Annotated in this window: 18 protein-coding genes; 6 read left to right on the plus strand and 12 right to left on the minus strand. The window is 55.2% G+C overall.

What is annotated here, in order from left to right:
* The first annotated feature begins 8 nt into the window (after positions 1 to 8).
* Positions 9 to 2,465 (plus strand): glycoside hydrolase family 2 protein, encoded by a 2,457-nt coding sequence (locus AABZ39_19700; protein ID MEK6797007.1) that lies wholly within the window; start codon positions 9 to 11, stop codon positions 2,463 to 2,465.
* 26 nt (positions 2,466 to 2,491) lie between these two features.
* Positions 2,492 to 3,811, plus strand: a complete 1,320-nt coding sequence (locus AABZ39_19705; GenBank protein ID MEK6797008.1) for an SBBP repeat-containing protein — start codon at positions 2,492 to 2,494, stop codon at positions 3,809 to 3,811.
* Between the two features lie 154 nt (positions 3,812 to 3,965).
* Here AABZ39_19705 and bshA read toward each other — a convergent pair whose 3' ends face one another.
* Positions 3,966 to 5,081 carry an N-acetyl-alpha-D-glucosaminyl L-malate synthase BshA gene (bshA, locus tag AABZ39_19710; GenBank protein ID MEK6797009.1) on the minus strand — a complete coding sequence of 372 codons (1,116 nt, stop codon included), beginning with the start codon at positions 5,079 to 5,081 and terminating at the stop codon, positions 3,966 to 3,968.
* Complete coding sequence (gene bshB1, locus AABZ39_19715; protein MEK6797010.1) at positions 5,078 to 5,800, minus strand: bacillithiol biosynthesis deacetylase BshB1; 723 nt, start codon at positions 5,798 to 5,800, stop codon at positions 5,078 to 5,080. Before bshB1 ends, bshA begins: the two co-directional genes overlap by 4 nt.
* A 261-nt stretch (positions 5,801 to 6,061) precedes the next feature.
* Here bshB1 and AABZ39_19720 point away from each other — a divergent pair, with 261 nt between their 5' ends.
* Positions 6,062 to 6,946 (plus strand): MBL fold metallo-hydrolase, encoded by an 885-nt coding sequence (locus AABZ39_19720; GenBank protein ID MEK6797011.1) that lies wholly within the window; start codon positions 6,062 to 6,064, stop codon positions 6,944 to 6,946.
* Positions 6,947 to 7,111: 165 nt separating this feature from the next.
* Here AABZ39_19720 and AABZ39_19725 read toward each other — a convergent pair whose 3' ends face one another.
* The 7 genes from AABZ39_19725 to AABZ39_19755 form a co-directional block, all read right to left on the minus strand.
* Positions 7,112 to 7,816 (minus strand): FKBP-type peptidyl-prolyl cis-trans isomerase, encoded by a 705-nt coding sequence (locus AABZ39_19725; protein MEK6797012.1) that lies wholly within the window; start codon positions 7,814 to 7,816, stop codon positions 7,112 to 7,114.
* 551 nt (positions 7,817 to 8,367) lie between these two features.
* Complete coding sequence (locus AABZ39_19730) at positions 8,368 to 9,405, minus strand: Gfo/Idh/MocA family oxidoreductase (GenBank protein ID MEK6797013.1); 1,038 nt, start codon at positions 9,403 to 9,405, stop codon at positions 8,368 to 8,370.
* Positions 9,406 to 9,496: 91 nt separating this feature from the next.
* Entirely contained in the window at positions 9,497 to 10,231 is a 735-nt protein-coding gene (locus tag AABZ39_19735) for a ThuA domain-containing protein (protein ID MEK6797014.1), read from the minus strand.
* A gap of 58 nt (positions 10,232 to 10,289) precedes the next feature.
* On the minus strand, positions 10,290 to 11,015 hold the full coding sequence (locus tag AABZ39_19740; GenBank protein MEK6797015.1) for a DUF1080 domain-containing protein: 726 nt from the start codon (positions 11,013 to 11,015) through the stop codon (positions 10,290 to 10,292).
* Positions 11,016 to 11,111: 96 nt separating this feature from the next.
* Positions 11,112 to 12,023 carry a helix-turn-helix transcriptional regulator gene (locus AABZ39_19745; GenBank protein MEK6797016.1) on the minus strand — a complete coding sequence of 304 codons (912 nt, stop codon included), beginning with the start codon at positions 12,021 to 12,023 and terminating at the stop codon, positions 11,112 to 11,114.
* Positions 12,020 to 13,066, minus strand: coding sequence for an EFR1 family ferrodoxin (locus AABZ39_19750; protein ID MEK6797017.1), 1,047 nt, complete (start codon positions 13,064 to 13,066; stop codon positions 12,020 to 12,022). The genes AABZ39_19745 and AABZ39_19750 overlap by 4 nt, the downstream gene beginning before the upstream one ends.
* Positions 13,063 to 13,749, minus strand: a complete 687-nt coding sequence (locus AABZ39_19755) for a DUF2161 family putative PD-(D/E)XK-type phosphodiesterase (protein MEK6797018.1) — start codon at positions 13,747 to 13,749, stop codon at positions 13,063 to 13,065. Before AABZ39_19755 ends, AABZ39_19750 begins: the two co-directional genes overlap by 4 nt.
* A 117-nt stretch (positions 13,750 to 13,866) precedes the next feature.
* On the opposite strand from AABZ39_19755, the gene AABZ39_19760 reads away from it, so the two are divergent.
* The gene (locus AABZ39_19760; GenBank protein ID MEK6797019.1) at positions 13,867 to 14,688 is read left to right on the plus strand and encodes a thioredoxin family protein; all 822 of its coding nucleotides are present in this window, start codon (positions 13,867 to 13,869) and stop codon (positions 14,686 to 14,688) included.
* Here AABZ39_19760 and add read toward each other — a convergent pair.
* The 3 genes from add to hisH form a co-directional block, all read right to left on the minus strand.
* Complete coding sequence (add, locus tag AABZ39_19765; GenBank protein MEK6797020.1) at positions 14,685 to 15,749, minus strand: adenosine deaminase; 1,065 nt, start codon at positions 15,747 to 15,749, stop codon at positions 14,685 to 14,687. The genes AABZ39_19760 and add overlap by 4 nt on opposite strands.
* Positions 15,750 to 15,864: 115 nt before the next feature.
* Entirely contained in the window at positions 15,865 to 16,599 is a 735-nt protein-coding gene (gene hisA, locus AABZ39_19770; protein ID MEK6797021.1) for a 1-(5-phosphoribosyl)-5-[(5-phosphoribosylamino)methylideneamino]imidazole-4-carboxamide isomerase, read from the minus strand.
* A gap of 5 nt (positions 16,600 to 16,604) precedes the next feature.
* Positions 16,605 to 17,213: an imidazole glycerol phosphate synthase subunit HisH gene (hisH, locus tag AABZ39_19775; protein ID MEK6797022.1), complete on the minus strand. Its 609-nt coding sequence runs from the start codon at positions 17,211 to 17,213 to the stop codon at positions 16,605 to 16,607.
* Between the two features lie 220 nt (positions 17,214 to 17,433).
* Between hisH and ribF the strand changes: the two genes are divergently transcribed.
* Both ribF and rpsO read left to right on the plus strand, forming a co-directional pair.
* On the plus strand, positions 17,434 to 18,375 hold the full coding sequence (ribF, locus tag AABZ39_19780; GenBank protein MEK6797023.1) for a riboflavin biosynthesis protein RibF: 942 nt from the start codon (positions 17,434 to 17,436) through the stop codon (positions 18,373 to 18,375).
* Positions 18,366 to 18,635, plus strand: a complete 270-nt coding sequence (rpsO, locus tag AABZ39_19785) for a 30S ribosomal protein S15 (protein MEK6797024.1) — start codon at positions 18,366 to 18,368, stop codon at positions 18,633 to 18,635. Before ribF ends, rpsO begins: the two co-directional genes overlap by 10 nt.
* Positions 18,636 to 18,750: the final 115 nt, after the last annotated feature.

The raw sequence follows: 18,750 nt of genomic DNA on the forward strand, positions 1-18,750 counted from the left end.
GAAACCCCATGTCACACATCGATCTTGCCGGAATGTGGAACGTACGTTCAGCGGACGGCACCTACTCGACCACGGTCGCCGTACCGGGCACCGTGTTCGAAGCGCTTGAGCGCGACGGGGCGTTCGGCAAACGGGGGATGTTCCATCGCGAGGAGAACCGGCGTGCCGTGGCCATCGCCTCGCGCGATTTCATCTTCGAACGGGAATTCGACATCAGTGTCGATGCGCTCACGGTGGAGAATCGTCACGTATTCCTCGAATGCGAAGGGCTTGATACGCTCGCGACGATAGTGATCAACGGAAAAAAGGCGGGGACCACGGACAATATGCATCGCGCCTGGCGCTTCGCTATTGATGACAAGATACGCTCCGGAAAGAATACGATACAGATAACCTTCGCCGACGCGGTGAAGTACATCACGGAAGCGCAGAAAAAACGCGAACTGTGGGGCGCGGGGGACGCGCTTACCGGCTTTGCGCATATCAGAAAATCCCACTGCAGTTTCGGCTGGGACTGGGGTCCGCAGATCCCCGACATCGGCATATTCCGTCCGCTGCGTATCGCGATACACTCCGGCGCGCGGCTCTCCGATGCGCATATCATACAGCGGCATAACAGCTCGTCGGTGACGCTCGATGTGGAGACCGTCGTCGAGCAGTGGCAGAACACCGACTACCGTATACGCGCGACCATAGCGGCCCCCGACGGGACGAAAACGCTCACCTATCACGCTATCAATCACAAGTTCTCCGTACCGATAACGGAACCGAAACTGTGGTGGCCCAACGGCTACGGCAAACAGCCGCTCTACCGCGTATCGATCGATCTCATGCACGGCGACGCGGTCATCGATTCCATCACGCACCGCATCGGGCTTCGGACCATGACGGTGCGCCGGGCGAAGGACAAATGGGGCGAGAGCTTCGAGTTCCATGTGAACGGCGTATCGATATTCGCCATGGGCGCCGACTACATACCCGAGGACGTCTGTCTTACCCGCGTGACGCGCGAACGCACCGAGCGGCTCATCAAGGACTGCGTCGATGCCCATTTCAACAGCATACGCGTCTGGGGCGGCGGCGTCTATCCCTCCAGCGATTTCTACGACCTGTGCGACGAATACGGGCTTGTCATCTGGCACGATCTCATGTTCGCCTGCGCCACCTACGATGTGAATAACCCCGCGTTCTACAGGAATATCGAAGCGGAAGTACGGTATAATCTCATGCGCATGCGCCATCACGCGTCGCTCGGTCTTGTCTGCGGCAATAATGAGATGGAATGGGGTTTCGTCGAATGGGGTTTTCCGAAACCGCCGGTGTCGAAGACCGAATACCTCAAGCAATATCAATTCCTCTTCCCGAAGCTCGTCTCCGAGGTGTGCCCGTACGTGTTCTACTGGCCGGCATCGCCCTCCTCGGGCGGCGATTTCGACGACCCCAACGGCGAGGCACGCGGGGATGCGCATTACTGGAAAGTGTGGCACGGCAATGTGGCGTTCACCGACTATCGCAGCAAATTCTTCCGTTTCATGTCGGAATTCGGTTTCGAATCGTTCCCCTCGATGAAGACGATAAAAAGCTTCGCCGAGGAAGAGGATATGAACATCTTCTCGCCGGTCATGGAAGACCATCAGCGCTGCAACGGCGGCAACGGCAAGATACTCTCCTATATCGCGCAGTATTTCCGCTATCCCAGGGACTTTGATTCGCTCGTATACGTATCGCAGCTTTCGCAGTCCGAAGCGATGCGCTGCGGGGTGGAGCACTGGCGGCGCAACCGCGGGCGATGCATGGGGGCCATCTACTGGCAGTTGAACGACAATTGGCCGGTGGCATCGTGGGCATCCGTCGATTTCTACGGACGCTGGAAGGCGCTCCACTATGCGGCGAAACGCTTCTTCGCGCCCGTCATGTGTTCCTGCGAGGAAACGAAGGATAAAGCGTCGATACATGTATCCAATGAAACGCGCGAGGCGCTCTCCGGCACGCTCACGTGGAAGCTCATCGATATGAACGGCAAATCCATACGCACCGATTCGGTGAAAGTGAAGATCGACCCCCTCTCGAGCAAGCTGGGCGTATCGCTCGATCTTTCGAAAGAGCTTTCCGGTACGATCCGCGAGCGCGCGCTCTTCTTCTCGTTCACCGATGAGAAGTCGCACGCATCGTCGATGGGGAGCACGGTGTTCGCGCCCTACAAGCATCTCTCGCTCGCAGACCCGAAGCTTCGCACGGTCGTCGGCAAGGATGTGAAGAGCGGGAATGTCGTCATCGAAGTGACCGCGACCGCCTATGCAAAGTTCATCGAGCTCGATCTTGCCGGCCGCGATACAGTGTTCTCGGACAATTATTTCGACCTGGCACCGGGCATGAAAAAGCGGGTGACGCTGGAGCGCGGGGACCTGAGCGTGCAGGATGTAAGGAAGCAGTTGACGATACGCTCACTTTTTGATACGTTCTAGCAAATACTGCATAACGAGTACAGCATATGGCTGGTTCAAGGTACCTTATCGCGCTTATGGCCGTGTTCATGGTTTCGGCCGTGGGCTGCTTTTATGATCAGCTTCCGCGGACAAACCCCTTCGATCCTGAGGGAATAACGTACGGCTGCAGCGGGAATTGGCAGTTGACGCGCCTTCGCGGCAATGCCGGATCACTTACCGTGAACGGCACTGCAGCGGACAGCACCGGAAATATCTATGTGTGTGGCGATACGGGGAGTACCCTTGACGGGCAGTCGTTCGGCGGCGGGATTCAGGATGCATACCTCATCAAGTTCGACCCAAAGGGCAATTGGCTCTGGACACGGCTTGCGGGCGGTGCCGGTGACGATGTCGGCCACGGCGTTGCCGTCGATACCGAGGATAATGTGTATCTTGCCGGGAACACCACATCTGGCTTTGACGGCGAAGGCGGTTTTGGAGGACAGGATATCTTCATAAAAAAGTTCAGAAAGGATGGTTTCCCGCAATGGACGCGCATTCGTGGTTCCGGCGGGAATGATACTCCCTACGATATCGTGTACAGCGGCGGTGCGCTGTATCTCTGCGGTGAAGCGAACGGGGCGTTCGACGGACAGCCGTACAGCGCCATATCGGACCTGGTCGTGATGAAGTATAAACTCGACGGGGGCTGGCTCTGGACAAAGATGCGCGGCACGGTGAATACCGATCAACCCAGGGCAATAGCCGTAGCGGGTAATTCGATATATGTTGCGATGCAGGCGAACGCATCGTTCGATGGACAGACAGCCTTTGGACTGACCGATATCTGTTTTGTCAAATTCGACACATCCGGGAATTGGATATTCACTCGACAGCGGGGGACGGCGAACAGCGACAACGTGTACGGGGGAGCGGCCGATGTGAGCGGTAATTTCTACATCGCAGCGTCCACTGATGCCGTCTTTGACGGGCAAGTCCCTGCAGGAAGTACGGATGCCTGCCTGGTGAAATACGATGCAGAAGGCAATTGGAAGTGGACGCGAATGCGCGGCTGTTCATCGGGGGATACCGGGAAAGGCGTGTCCGTTGATAAGAAAGGGATGATATACATCGCGGGCGACACGACCGGTGCATTTGACGGGCAGATATTCGGCGGCGGCTCGCAGGACGCCTTCGTCTGCGCATATGCAGCGAACGGTAACTGGCAATGGACGCGGCTGCGCGGCGGCACGGGCGGTGATTACGCGACAGCGGTCATCGTGGACCCCGCGGGAAATGTCGTCCTCGGGGGAAATGCAGCCGGCTCCGTTGACGGTCAGACATACAGCGGCGGCACTGATCTACTTTTCGTGAAATACGATTAGGCGTACAGCGCAATATAAACCCCTATCCCCCGACCCCTTTCCCCTTCAAAAGGGGAGCCAAAAAAAGCACGTGAAGCGAAGAATAACAATTTGGCGGGGATAGATGTTACCTCACACACAGCGGCAGTTCCGATGTGTTCGTCATAAAATACGATTAGATAGATGCATAGACATCCCGGTACCGCGGAACGATCCTCTCTATCGTGAACTCGTCGCGCACACGCTGATACGACGCATCTCCCATTCTTTTTCGAAGCGGCACATCATCGATGAGCCCGCATACGGCATTCGCCATCCCCTCATGGTCACCGACCGGTACGATGCGCCCTGTTACGCCGTCGGCAACGACCTCCCGTATGCCGCCGCAATCGGTGGAGACCACCGGCACGCCCATGGCCATGGCCTCAAGCGCGGCAAGCCCGAACGATTCGAGCGTTGAGCTCAGGAGAAAAATATCCGATGACGCCATTATCGCAGGGAGCGCGTCGGTGGCACCGAGAAAGGTGACGTTTTGTGAAAGGGAGAGCGAGCGCACGAGCTTTTCCATGGCAGGACGTTCGGGGCCGTCGCCGGCGAGGACAAGATGCGCGTCGGCGCGCTTTCTTACGCGGGCGAAGGCCTTGATGAGCACGGCGATATCCTTTACCGGCCGGAAATTCGACACGTGGAGCAATACCGGTGATGATCCGTGTCTGACGACGGACGATCCCGCGAACGCGTCGCGCGAGAACACGGCAACATCGACGAAATTCTTTATGACACGAATGTTCTTCGTTATGCCGAATATCTCCTTCGTCCTTGCCGAAAGATAGTCCGACACCGCGGTAAGCGCATCGCTTTGTTCCATGCTGTATTTCGTGATATCAAAGTACGATTCATCCTGACCGACGAGGAGAATGTCGGTGCCATGAAGCGTGGTGACGATCTTCACACCGCTCACGTCTGCAGTAAGTATATCGCGTGCGAGAACGGCGCTCACCGCATGCGGTATGGCGTAATGCACATGCAGCACATCGATATGATGTTCGCGCACGACCTTCACCATGCGATTGGTGAGATTAAGCGTGTACGGCGGATGCTCGAACAACGGATAGGCGAGCCCGCCCACTTCGTGGAAATGGATGCGCTCATCGAACGCGGAAAGCCGAACCGGGAGTGATGACGCGATGAAATGGACCTCATCGCCCGCGCGGGCGAGCGCCTTGCCGAGCTCGGTGGCGATGATGCCGCTCCCGCCGTATGTGGGATAACAGGTGATGCCGATATTCATTTTTTTGCAGAAAGGCCGAATGCCGAAATGACATCGGTGACGGCGGGCGGTGATTCCATGAGATACGGTTCGCCGTAGGCCACATTGGCCATGGATCCGTAATGCATCATCGATGCGCGTATTCGGTCGATGAAATTCCTGTGCGAAAGCGGCGTATCCGCCTTTGTATCGCCGGTGAAAAGCTGCGAGCGATAGGCCTTGATCGCCTCAAGCTTCTCTTCGACGACATCGCTCACATCGACGATGAACGACGGATGGTAACGCCGATTGTACGGTGCGTAGATGACGAGCTTCGGACGATAGGGCGGCATTTCCGGCAGATAGTTCATAAGCCCCGCGTAGAAATGCGCCTCGTATCCCACCTTCGCCACCATGCCGTGGTCCGGATGACGGTATTTCCTGTCCGGGAGCACGAGTATGCGCGGCGTATGCGTACGTATGGCTCGTACGGCGGCCGCTTTCATGGTCTCGAGATCGAACGATGACAACTTCCCGTCGGGAAAACCGAAATTCGACCGGTGATCGAGGGAGAGTATCCTGGTCGCAGCGGCACATTCCGCTTGGCGTTCTTCCACCGTGCCGTTGGAACCGAACTCCCCGCGCGTAAAATCGATACCGCCGGTCGTATATCCCCTGCGCTTGAGGGTAAGGAGGAGCCCGCCGCAGGTGATCTCGATATCATCCGGGTGCGCCGCAAATGCGAGTATGTCCACTGCCATCGGCCAATCCTACCTAAAAACAGGGAATAGTCAACGAGCGTACGGATACTGTTGCGAAAATAGCGATAACCTGCTGCGATAGAATTACACTCATCATACCGTCATTAGAATCGCTGAGAACAAGGGGGCATGGTTCCCGAGCGGAGTCGAGGGATGCCCCCTTGTTCTTTCTTTCGCGATGGCCTCCAACGAGCACCGGTACATGCGCTTGCCATACTTTTTTATTTTGATATAGTTGTCCGAGAAAGGAAAGGAGACGATATGAAGATAACGATTCTCGGCTGCGGCAACGCCTTTTCGGTGAAGCATTACAATCAGACGTTCCTTGTGGAGGAGAACGGCCGCCGCATGCTCATCGACTACGGATGGCAGGCGCCGCATGCGCTCCGCAATGCCGGACTTACCGTCAATGATATCGACGATGTCTATATCAGCCACGCGCATGCCGACCATATCGGCGGGCTTGAGCAGATGGCTTTTCTCCGTTACGACTGGAAGAACCATCCGCAGAATTTCCGCGACGGGATGAATTTCCCGAAGAACAAGCCGACGGGAAAGAATTTCAATTACGCGCCGCGCATCATCGCCAATGACCAGCTCTTAAAGGACCTTTGGGAAAAATCGCTTCGGGGCGGCCTTGAGAGCATGGAAGGCTTCGTCGCCGATCTTTCCACCTATTTTGAGCCGGTGCCGATAAAACCCAACAGCGTGTACAACTGGGAAGGCTGGAATTGCGAGCTTATTCAGCAGATACATATCATGTCAGGGAGCATGATATCATGGACATTCGGCCTTATCATGTCGCGAAAGGACAGAAAAACCGTTTATTTCGTCACCGACAGCCAGCATTGTTCGCCGCGTCAGATGGAAGTGTTCTACGCCAAATCCGACCTCATCATCCAGGACTGCGAATGTACGCCGTTCATGAGCGGTGTGCACGCAAATTACGGCCAACTCTCCGGCGATCCTGTATACAACAGCATAAAACTCCCGGATGCAATAAAAAAGAAGATGTGGCTCTCACATTATCAGGATTTCGTGAGCGAGAACAAGGACTTCAGCGGAAAACCGTGCGATTGGCAGGCGCGCGCGAAAGGCGACGGCTTCCAAGGCTTCGTGAAGATCGGACAGACGTTCGAACTGTAAAGCGATTCTGTCATGGTATTCGGATCTGAGAAAGTCAGCATGACAAGTGATATCCCTTCTATGATGGGAACAGCGGGTTGCAACCCGCTGTTCAATCTTGTGACGGCATCTGTGATTACTGCTGCCAGTTCCCGTGATGATACATATGCGCAACGTGCCATCTACTTATTTGGCCGATTGTTCAATATTGAGAAGCTCAATGGTGAAAATGAGCGTAGAGTTCGGCGGAATGCCCGAATTCCCCCGTTCGCCGTACGCGAGCGCCGACGGGATATACACTTCCCACTTCGATCCGACGGGCATCAATTGCAATATCTCGGTCCAACCCGCAATGACGCCTTGCAACGGGAAATTGGCGGGCTCGCCGCGCTTGTATGAACTGTCGAATTCCTTGCCGCCGATAAGCGTTCCCTGATAATGCACGGATACGGAGTCGGTGAGTTTCGGTTTCGCGCCGGTGCCGGCAGTGACCACCTTGTACTGCAGTCCGCTCGGGAGCGTGACGACGCCGGCTTTCTGTTTGTTCTTCGAAAGGAACTCTTCGCTTTCCTTGCTGCCGCGCGCTGACGCCTTCTGCCGCATCTGTGTCTGGAATTCCATCATCACCGCATTGACCTCATCCTCGCTCATGGCGGGTGTCTTTCCGGCAAGCACGTCCTTGACACCCTGCATGAGGACGGCAAGGTTCAGGTCCAGCGACTGCTTTTTGAACGAATTCCCGATGTCCATCCCGATGGCATAACTTACTTGGTCGTTGAACTTTTCGTACGCGGGCTTCTTTGTGTCGCCCTTTTTCTGTTGGTCCGTTTTGCCAGCAGCCATGAGCAGTACTCCTGTGATGATAGTAATGAGCAGAATTATTCTTTTCACAAAACTCTCCTTTACTGACGATGTGTCCTTCTTCCATCGCGTATGATGAGCATAATACAAGCGGTGAAGACACGAATGCAACGATTGGACAGTATATTCCCGCTGTCGAATGACGTCAAGACGCGGTGTAGGACTTCCCCCATACCGTTTTAATTCATTACCCTGCGCAATGCCGATCCCAGCCTGATAGCGTTGCCTTGCGCGTCATTTTGACGCATTCTCCACACACGTTTTATTTTCTGTGGAAACACCGCTCCTGCCCCGTCTGCGGCCCGGTTACGGGTACCTATTCTTCGCGAGCTTCGCGTGGAACACTCTCGCTCAACGAGAATATGAAAACATAAAGAAGATGTCACGCGACGGCGCGAAGACGCGACGAAAAGGAAAAAACACACGGACAATACAGTCGATGCATCCGCATATCCTTAAGCTATCACATCCTGTCGGTGCCCATCTCCTATCAGGATTTGCATACGAATGCATGTCTCGCACCCCGAGAAATGTGCACTCGGGTTCGAGAAAGCAGTTATTGGGAGAAGGGGTACTCCTCCCTAATACCTGACTTCCTTCCCCGTCTTAGCACTTTCATACACGCCATCAAGTATCTTCATCACTTTGATGCCGTCCTCACCGTCAGCCATCGGCTTACGCTTTTCCATTATGCTCGCGACGAATTCATCCTGCGGCGTCGGCACAGGCACACGGCTCTGATCGAGCGTTTTGGTGAACTCAAGGCCATCCTCGTTCGTGTATATCTCCGCGGTGAAATTGTAGCCGCCGTCGGTGTTCTTCTGAACGATGCCGCCCTTCTCGCCGTAAAGCGAGGTGATCATATGCTCTTTCTCTTTGATATGGAGCGCCCAGCTCGCTTCGAGCATGAGCGTGGCGCCTGTAGCGAATTTGATGATACCGCAGGCACAATCTTCGACGTCGAAGGGTTTTCCTTCTTTCGCCGCATGCTGCGCGGCTATCTTATTGTACGCCGAACCGCTCACGGACACCGGTTCCGGATATCCCATAAGCCAGAGCGCAAGATCGAGGCGATGCACGCCGAGATCGATGAGCGGGCCTCCACCGGAAAGCGCCTTCTGCCCGAACCAGCCGCCGAATTTCGGCATACCGAGGCGGCGATGCCATACCGTACGCCCGAAATATATCGGACCGATGACGCCGCTGTCCACGGTCTTCTTGAGCGCATAGCTCATGGGCGAGAATCGATAGGAGAAGTTTATCATGAGATTTACTTTCTTCTTGTCGGCGGCTTTCTTCATCTCCACTGCTTCCGCGGTGTTCATCGCCATGGGCTTCTCACAGAGCACATGAAGCCCTTTGTCAATGGCGGCAAGCGTGAGGGGCGAATGGAATTTATTGGGCGTTACCACCGACACCGCATCGAGCTTTTCCTTGGCGAACATTGCGTCGGTATCGGTATATACGTTCGCAACGCCGTATTCCTTCGCTATCGTATCCGCGAGCTCCTTGTTCATATCGCAGACGGCGGCTATCTCGACGTTCGCATTCGCCTTGTAGTTCTTGAGATGGCTTTTGCCCATGCCGAGACCGATAACGCCTACACGTATCTTATTCATGATAGACTCCACTTGCAATAGAATTATTATTGAACGGCTGAACGCGGGATGCGTGACCCCGCGTTCAGCTGTGATTATTCGGATTACCCTTCTATTTCGGCTTTATCGGTTCGAGCGACACCGGCACATGCGGCGCCGCCTTCATGACATCGGTCGCGCCTTCATACTTCGCCCATGCAATGGCGTTGTCGATGACCTGAATGACGGTCTTATTGAAGTATGTCGGATGTGTTTCATGGCCGGGGCGGAAGTAGAATATCTTCCCCTGCCCGCGAGTATACGTTACGCCGCTCCTGAACACCTCGCCGCCTTCGAACCATGAGATGAAGACGACCTTGTCCGGATCGGGAATATCGAAGCGCTCGCCGTACATCTCCTCTTCCTGAAGTTCAAAATGCTGCGGCAGTCCCTTTGCGATGGGATGATGTGGCTCGACGACCCACAAACGCTCTTTCTCTTTCGCTTCGCGCCAGCGCAGTCCGCATCCCGTGCCCATCATGCGTTTGAATATCTTCGAGTAATGCGCCGCGTGAAGGCAGATAAGCCCCATGCCTTCGAGCACGCGCTGCTGCACGCGATCGACGATGGCATCCTCCACCTTCGCATGCGCCGCATGCCCCCACCAGGTAAGCACATCGGTATTGGCAAGAACATCGGCAGTGAGTCCATGTTCCGGCATGTCCAATGTGGCGAATGTATAATCGTACTTATCGCCGATCATCTTCGCGATCGTCTTATGCATACCGTCGGGGTATATCTTTTTCACCGGCTCATCGCGGTTCTCATGGACGAACTCGTTCCAGATGGTCACTCGTATCTTTGACATCGTTATCTCCTTTTTATTCCTGCGTGTTCATTCTATACGTGCTCAGGTGTTTTTACAATTACAATTCCCGCACCCAGATATTGCGAAACCGCACCGGATTATTGTGGTCCTGCAGTTTCACAGGCCCAGTTGCCGCATGCTTTTCATACGATGCTATCTGTCTATGCTGGGTCGGCCCCTGCAGTTCGCGGGCATGATGCACGACGATGCCGTTATGGAGCACTGTGATCCGTGCCGGTGTAACGCATCGGTCGCCGTGAAAATGAGGGCATTGCCAGATGATATCGTAGCGATGCCATTCGCCCGGTCTGCAGCAGGCATTCACCATGGGCGGATATTGTCCGTACATGGCGGCCGTTGTGCCGTCCGGATATGTCGGGTTCTGCCAGCAGTCGAGCACCTGCACTTCGTACATCCCCATGAGAAAGACGCCGGAATTGCCGCGCCCCTGACCTTCGCCCTCGATGACGGTCGGCGCCGACCACTCGACATGGAGCTGTATATCGCCGAAATGCTTTTTCGTCTGAATATCACCGGTGCCCTTCACCACCTCCCCGGTGCCGTCGCCGTTCATTTTCCAGCCGACGGCCCCGCCGGTCTTAACGCTTGCCCATGCGTCGAACGATGACCCGTCGAAGAGCACGATGGCGTCCGCCGGGGGCTGTACGGGCGGTGTCGTCGAGATATTCCCGGGGTCGACCACTTTCGGCTGCGGACGCTCGCCGTCATGCACATGCCAGCGCGTGGTCGGGATGATCGGTGTATCCTGGTATCCAAGGGCCATGAAGAACTCCTTGCCGCCGGTATCAGCGGGGCGTTTTACTGTGGTGATATAGTAATCATGCCGGCATGCCCGGCAATAGCAAAAAAACGATATTTATTATGATTTTCCGCGCCCATTAAGCCGGCGATACACTGACGGGGAAGCCGTATACCGCTCGCGGAAGACGGCATTAAAGTAGTTCGCGTTATAAAATCCACAGTCGCGGGCTATCTCCACTATCTTCCGATCGGTGGAAAGGAGAAGTTCGGTGGCGCGTGATAACCGCATCGCATTGATGTGCTGATGCATCGTATACCCGCGGCGCTTCTTGTAAAGCCGTGTAATGTGATCGGTGGAATAACCGACATGCGAAGCGACATCGGACACGGTTATGGGGCGCGTAACGTTCGTTTCGATGAAACTATCGGCGTCGGCGATCGCCTGTTCCACCGTCGGGTCCGGTGCCGCAAGGCGTTCATGCGCTTCACCCTTCATACGCGCGGCCTGGCGTTCCAGATCGATGAGGAAATTTTCAACGATATTGGCAGTGTATCTTCGCTCATGCACATCGGCAGATGCGAACCCCGAGAGCAGCCGATGGTCCGGGAACGAATGCGCGATAGTGAAATGCTTCGTCGTTGCAATACCAGGGTAGTTCATCCCCTTCGAGAAATAAGACACCCAGATACGCGTGCCCGGCTGCGACGGCCTGATAACGAGCCAAAGCGAACGATACGGGGCATGCTGCCGTGTCGGACGCTCATGATGCGCCACTCCCGGTGCAAGCAGTATCATGGCGTTCTCAAAAACACGCGGACTCCCCGCAAGGTTCATGACATATCGTCCGTCATACACCGCGGTGAATTCATACGCCGTATCGTGCGCATGAAGGAATTCGTTCTGCATCATCTCGCGCCGATCGGGCCGTATCCCGTGCGGTGCGTTGACGAACGTACATTCCGCGCGTGCGATGAGCCCAAGGACCGAGGAAAGTCCTCGGCGGATGATCGACAGGTCCTCCTGGCTCATCGCGCGGACACCTTGAATCCCGGAGCGCAGTATCGCCCATAGGACTGTGTATGGCTTTTCGAGAAGAAGCGGCGCACCGCCGGGAAACCGGTGAGCATGAACACGGCCCAGGCGAACGGCGGGAACGCCGCAATATGAGCGATAATAACGACAGCAATGACCGCCGCAGTATGGATGAGCACACGCAGCCACGCGGCATCCTGATAGAACGGCGCGATGTATCGAAGCGACCATATCCCCGCTGCGATGATGATGCCCGTGAGCACCGAGCTCATGATAAGCGCCGAGAGCGAAAGCTGTATCGAATGCTTCGGGCAGATGTTGATACAGCGATTGCACGCCTCGCAGGTGAAGCGCCAGAACGGACGCGCGTTCTTCTTTCCACGCATGACAATGGTCCTTGTCGGGCAATGCTTCGCGCATATCCCGCAGGAATTGCATTTTTCATCGGCGATGAAACAACTGCCGAGGCCCTTGCGACCGATGACCAGAAAGAGCGCCGCGATAAGCCCCGTGATCATTTTCGGCAACAGCTTCGCACGATAGATCGATCGCTTTCCGGATTTGAACGTCTTCATAACAGCCCGTATCTCATCATCGCCCTTGCTGCACGTCGCCGTCACATCGCCGCTCTGAAGCGGTGCCACGAATTGCGTCCAATTATCCGGATATCCGGCATCCGCGGACGTGGTAACCTCATACCCCTTCCGCGTAAGGATGCGTTCGACCTGTTCGATCGCGCCGCCGGAATATCCGCCGACCGCGTCCTTTTCCGGCACTCCGCCCCGCACCGCAACGACAGCGCATCGCGCCGCTCCACGCGGGAATTTCCTGAGAAACCGCTGCATCGATACCGGCGCCATCCAGGCATAGACCGGAAATGCTATGATAGCAAGGTCGAGCGGCGGCGCGGGCGGCGATGTCGCTGCGTCGACCCGTGTCGTTCGCACGATATAGCTTTTCGATGAGAACTCTTTTTTGATCACATCGACGGCGCGGGCGGTGTTCCCGGTGCCGGTGTAGTAGAAGATATCGACATTCATACCGCCTCCCGGGGGAACGATCTCACGACATGCTTATACTCCGTCAACGCACGTTTGCCGTCAGCGGTCAGGCAATAGTGGCCGGGGGACACGCGCTCGAACCAGCCGTAGAAATTGCTCCGCAGTATCGATCCCGTTTTTGCGCTCATGCCCGCTTCGCACAATCCCTTTGCCGACGAAGCGCCCGCTAGAAGTTTCTGCGCGATCCGAAGCGCCTCTTCGCGATACGCGGTGATAAGTTTCACCCGTGTCGACCCGCCGACATTATGATCATGCGAACGCTTCGCTATTTCAGCGCGATATCTGAGCGCACGCTTTTTATTGATGCGCGGGGCATACGGTTTGGGATCGAACACCGCCTGCACACCGCTCACCTTCGAAACGAAAATGAGCCCGAGTCCGAGCCGGCGCAGCAGTCTGAACTGAAGCCGCCATTTCTTCTTCCGTATATTCTCGCTCGGCAGCGGTATGGCTACATAGACCGACGCGGTGACCGAAAGCCGCTCCACCGCCTGCAGTATGAGCGTAAGCGTGTACGATGTCTTCATCTCGACGATGACAAGTTCATCGCCCTTGACGGCGGCGACATCCGCGCCCTTCACCTCGCCGCGCACCGTATACCCAAGCCCGGTGAGAAAATCGGCTATCGGGCGGTAAAGCTCGGTCTCTCGTAGTGTGCTCATCAGCGGCAGTATACGCTGAAAACCGCCTTTTCTCAACCAATGCTTCCGGCGACGGGCAACCATTGCATTTCACGTTTTCTCAAGTATAGTGTGGTCATCATCTTCAAGGACACCATCATGAAAAGACGTTCCGTACTCGTCGCTTTGTTCATCGCGTCATCGATTTACGCCAATGGGATATCCTGGCATACCGACGCATCCAAAGCGCTCGCGGAAGCGGCGAAAAAGAACACCATCGTCATGATCGACGCGTATACCGACTGGTGCGGCTGGTGTAAAGAGCTCGATAAGAAGACCTACACCGATGCGAAGGTGATAGCACTTGCAAAGGAATTCGTTTCGCTCAAGGTCAATCCCGAGAAGGGCGGGAAGAACGCCGATTTCCTCTCGCGCTACCGTGTCGAGGGGTTCCCCACCATTCTGTTCGTCGATGCACATGGCGCGCTTATCTATGTCATCGGGGGATTCGCCGGGCCGAAGGAATTCGCGACCAAGATGGCGGATGTGCTCACTATTCAGGAACGATATCTAGCGCTCGCGCAATCGTACGCAAAAGGCGACAGGAAAGACGCCGCGGAATATCTCGACATGCTCGTGTCACGAGGCGATATTACGAAGGCGCTCTCCGTCTTCAACGTCCTTTCCGGAGCGAACGTCATTGCGAAAGAGAAACGCGGCACCTACTACATCGCGTTCGGCTCCCATTTCGGCGAAGCGAAGGAATATGCGATGGCGCTGCCGTGGTTCGAGAAGGCCGAAAAGGAATATCCGAGAACGGATGTCGGCTACCAGGGAATATTCTTCCGCGCGATAACCCTCGGCAATATGAAAAAAATAAAGGAATGCGATGCGCTCCTGAGCAAGGTCATTTCAGACAAGGGGACATCCAAGGAATGGCGTACTCGTTTTGAAGGATTACTGAAGGAAGGCCAGCGCTAACGCTTCGAGCGCGCCGCCTTTTTCTCGAACGCGGCGAACGCCGCGAGATAACGCTCTTTGAGCTTTTCCTTCTCGGTAAAGCTCAGGAACGCCGCTTTTATCGCATTGAGATTGACCTGTCTGAATTCTTCGAATCCGAACGAAAAATGCTTCGCGGCGATCTCGTAGTCGTCGGAAAGCGTGATATCCTCGATGGAGGGATCATCGGTGGCCATTGCGACCGGCACGCCCGCTTTGAGGAAATGCGGGAGCGGGTGCGATGCGATCGATGCTGCGGCGCCCGTCTGCAGATTGCTCGTAATGCATTGCTCAAGCGTAATATCGTGCTCAGTGAGATAATGCATGAGCTTCTTGTCCTTGATAGCGGCGACGCCATGACCGATGCGGTCTGCATTGAGGTGTTTTATCGCATCCCACATGGAGAAGGGACCGACAACCTCGCCTGCATGGATCGTAATGCCGAAAAGACCGGCATCCTTTATCTTCCTGAATATCCCCTTGAACTGCTTCGCCGGATAATTGAGCTCATCCCCCGCGAGGTCTATGCCCACCATGCCGTCAAAGTGGAACGTCTTCGCCATATCGAAAAGATATTCCATCTCGCGCACCGTCTGTTTCTGGCGGTTAAGCGTCAGAAGATATTTCACTCGGATATGCTTGTATTTCTTTTCCGCTTTTCGCGCCCCGGCGATGACGGCATTGACCACTGCATCACGCTTGAAATTATTGACGAAGGCATAATGCTCCGGGGAAAAGCGCATTTCGTAGTAAAGAACATTGTCCTTTGCCGCATCCTCGACGGCTTCGAAGGAGACACGCTCGACGTCCTTGAGCGATGAATACCAGACATTGATGAACTTCGAGAGGAAATAGAGGAAATCCGGCTTATCACCCTTGCTGATGGTGACCACCGATTTGAATTTTTTCGGATTGGTGTACGGATACTGCGTAAGCTTCTTTTTTGCGGCGAATTCCCTGAGCGTCTCGGGACGCATGGCCCCCTCAAGGTGCCGATGAAGCTCTATCTTGGGCAGAAGCATCAATGTTTTTTTCAATACCATCGCAGTCCTCAGCGGCAAATACCGGCACTGTCCGCACGCCCAGACGACGCGCAGAGGATACCTTATATTGATTATCGGTAGTAGTATGCTTAAATTTTACCCGACAATACCGGTCTCAACCGCCGTTTCGCGTGAGAAGAAGGGCTTCCTCAAGGGATAGCCGCCCGTCATAAATAGCCTTTCCGGTGATGACCCCGAGAAGATTGGGGGTATCGATACCCATAAGCGTGCGAATATCGCTGATGGATGCAACCCCCCCGGAAATGATGACCTGTATCGTCGTTTTCGACAGAAATGAACGCACCGCGTCGGCACTGATGCCGGTAAAGGCGCCGTCGCTCCGAATGTCGGTATGAATGACCGTACGCACGCCGATGCGCTCGTATTCACGTAAAAGCACCTCAACGGAATTCTCGACGATGTCGTACCAGCCGCCGACCGCGGGCTTCCCGTCCTTCACATCGAGTCCGGTGATAATGCGCTCGCCGTATGTACGCACCGCGTTCTCAAGGAAATCGATATCGATGATGGCCTTCGTGCCGAGTATCAAATGATCGATGCCGATATCCGCATACCGCTTGATATCCTTCATGGTGCGTATGCCGCCGCCGACCTCAAGCGTACAGGACACACGCCTGCGCATGTCCTCGATAACGGACGCGTTCACCGTCGTTCCCTCGCGGGCGCCATTGAGATCGACGATATGGATACGCGCCGCCCCTGCTTTTACGAACGCTTCCGCCTGCTCGGCAGGGTCATCACCGTATTCGGTCACCGCATCGTAGCTCCCCTGATAGAGCCTCACCACTTTGCCGTTGAGAATATCGATAGCCGGTATTACCTGTAACATCGACGCTACCTGCAGACCTTATCCATGAAATTCCTGATAAGCGACAGCCCTTTCTCCTGCGACTTCTCCGGGTGGAATTGGAATCCGTAGATATTGCCGCGGGCAATGGCCGATGTGAACGGCACACCATATTCCGTCTCGAAAAGCGCGTCAGTTGTGTCCTCAAGCTCGGGGTAATAGGAGTGGACGAAATAGAAATAATCGCCGTCCATGACATCCCGTGCGACGATGTCCTTCTTCTTGACGGTCACGCTGTTCCATCCCATATGCGGGACCTTGAGATCGGTCTCGAATTTCCGCACACGCCCTCGTATGAGCCCAAGGCCTCTGGTATCGCCCATTTCCGTGCTCGAGTCGAACAAAAGCTGATAGCCGAGGCATATGCCGAGGAAGGGCTTGCCCTCCGCCACTTCGCGCCGGATGACATCGATGAGGCGGCGTTGCGCGAGATTCTTCATCGCAGCGGGGAAAGCGCCGACGCCGGGGAGTATCAGCCCGCGGGCTTTCCTGAGATCGGCGGGCTTATCGGTGCGTTTTACTTCGGCGCCGATGAACTCGAACGCCTTTTTTACCGAGCCGAGATTGCCCATGCCGTAGTCGATGAGTGCAAGCATGCAAAAACTATATCGTACTGGCGGTAAAATTGCAAACCGATGCCGCACTTGTGCGAGGCTGTTGGGAAAATGCTATTCGCACATAACGAAGAATAATTAGCATCAAAATTTTATCAGGATCGCTGAGAACAGCGGGTTGCAACCCGCTGTTCTCTATTTTCGCGACGATCTGTGTGCATGCGTTGCTTTCGCCGGGAAACATCATATAATGCACCGCCACATGACAGCCATCATCAACGGACTTAAGAAACTGCCCGGAACACAAGGCTCTGCGGTGACCATCGGCAAATTCGACGGGGTTCACCGCGGCCATGAAGAGCTCATACGCCATACGGTAGCTGTCGCAAGAAAAAAAGGCCTTCGCTCGGTGGTTATTACGTTCCGTACACGCTACGAGGACGTACATTTCCCACACCCGCTTCCGCGGCTTTTTCCGTTCGAAGAGACGGTTAAGCGGATAAAGGCGCATAAGCCCGATCTCATCGTCGTCATTGACTTTTCCCCCGCTTTTGGTAGAATGGTTCCCGATGAGTTCTTTCAAAAGTTGATCGAGTGTTATCGCGTAGAAGCGATAGCGGTCGGGAAGGATTTCCGGTTTGGACGCAATGCCCAGGGCACTGCGTCAATGCTCGCTCGTTTTGCATCGACCCGCAAGGGAAAACGCATACAAGTGAGGATTTTCCCTTTCCTGACGTACCGGAAGAAGAAGATCGCCACGAGCGCAGTACGTAAAGCGGTCCTGGAAGGCGATATGACGGCGGCGGAGCGTATGCTCGGCGTACCGTTCTATTATTCGGGTACGATAGAAAAGGGAAAAGGAATCGGCAGAACGATCGGTTTTCCGACGGCGAATCTGAAGCCTCGTGACGGTGTCGTTGTCCCCAGATACGGCGTGTATCTTACCGCCGTGCGCGTGGGTACTTCGCGCATCATGAAGGCGCTTACCTTCGTCGGGCGTTCGCATCTGCATCCATCCGTGCTTATTGAGACACACATCATCGATTTTAACCGTACCGTATACGGCAGATCGATGGATGTGTTCTTCCTCCGCTATCTGAGACCCGTACTGCCGGTACGATCGATCGATGCATTGAAGTCGCTCATCGAGAACGACGTGCATACCGCACGCCGAATACGTATCAGGAGCGACCTATGTCGTTAGACGCAAAAACAAAAACGGAAGCCATCGGGGCATTCCGCAGGAACGAAAAGGACACCGGTTCACCCGAGGTGCAGGTAGCCATTCTCACCAAGCGCATCCTCACGCTGGCCGAGCATTTCAAGACACACGAGAAGGACCATCACTCCCGCATGGGACTTTTAAAGATGGTCAACAGCCGCAGGAGACTGCTCGATTATCTCCGCCGCACCGATGTGCAAAAATATCGCTCGCTCATCGAAAAACTCAACATACGCAAGTAACGACCGCGCTGCCCCGTACTGTACCGGCGCGGAGATATGTCCCCGCCTGGCATGTCCGGGACGGCATGACCGATAGACACGTCTATCAAGGATATATTCATGGACATCACAAAAG

The sequence above is a fragment of the Spirochaetota bacterium genome (assembly GCA_038043445.1).
Lineage (GTDB): Bacteria > Spirochaetota > Brachyspiria > Brachyspirales > JACRPF01 > JBBTBY01.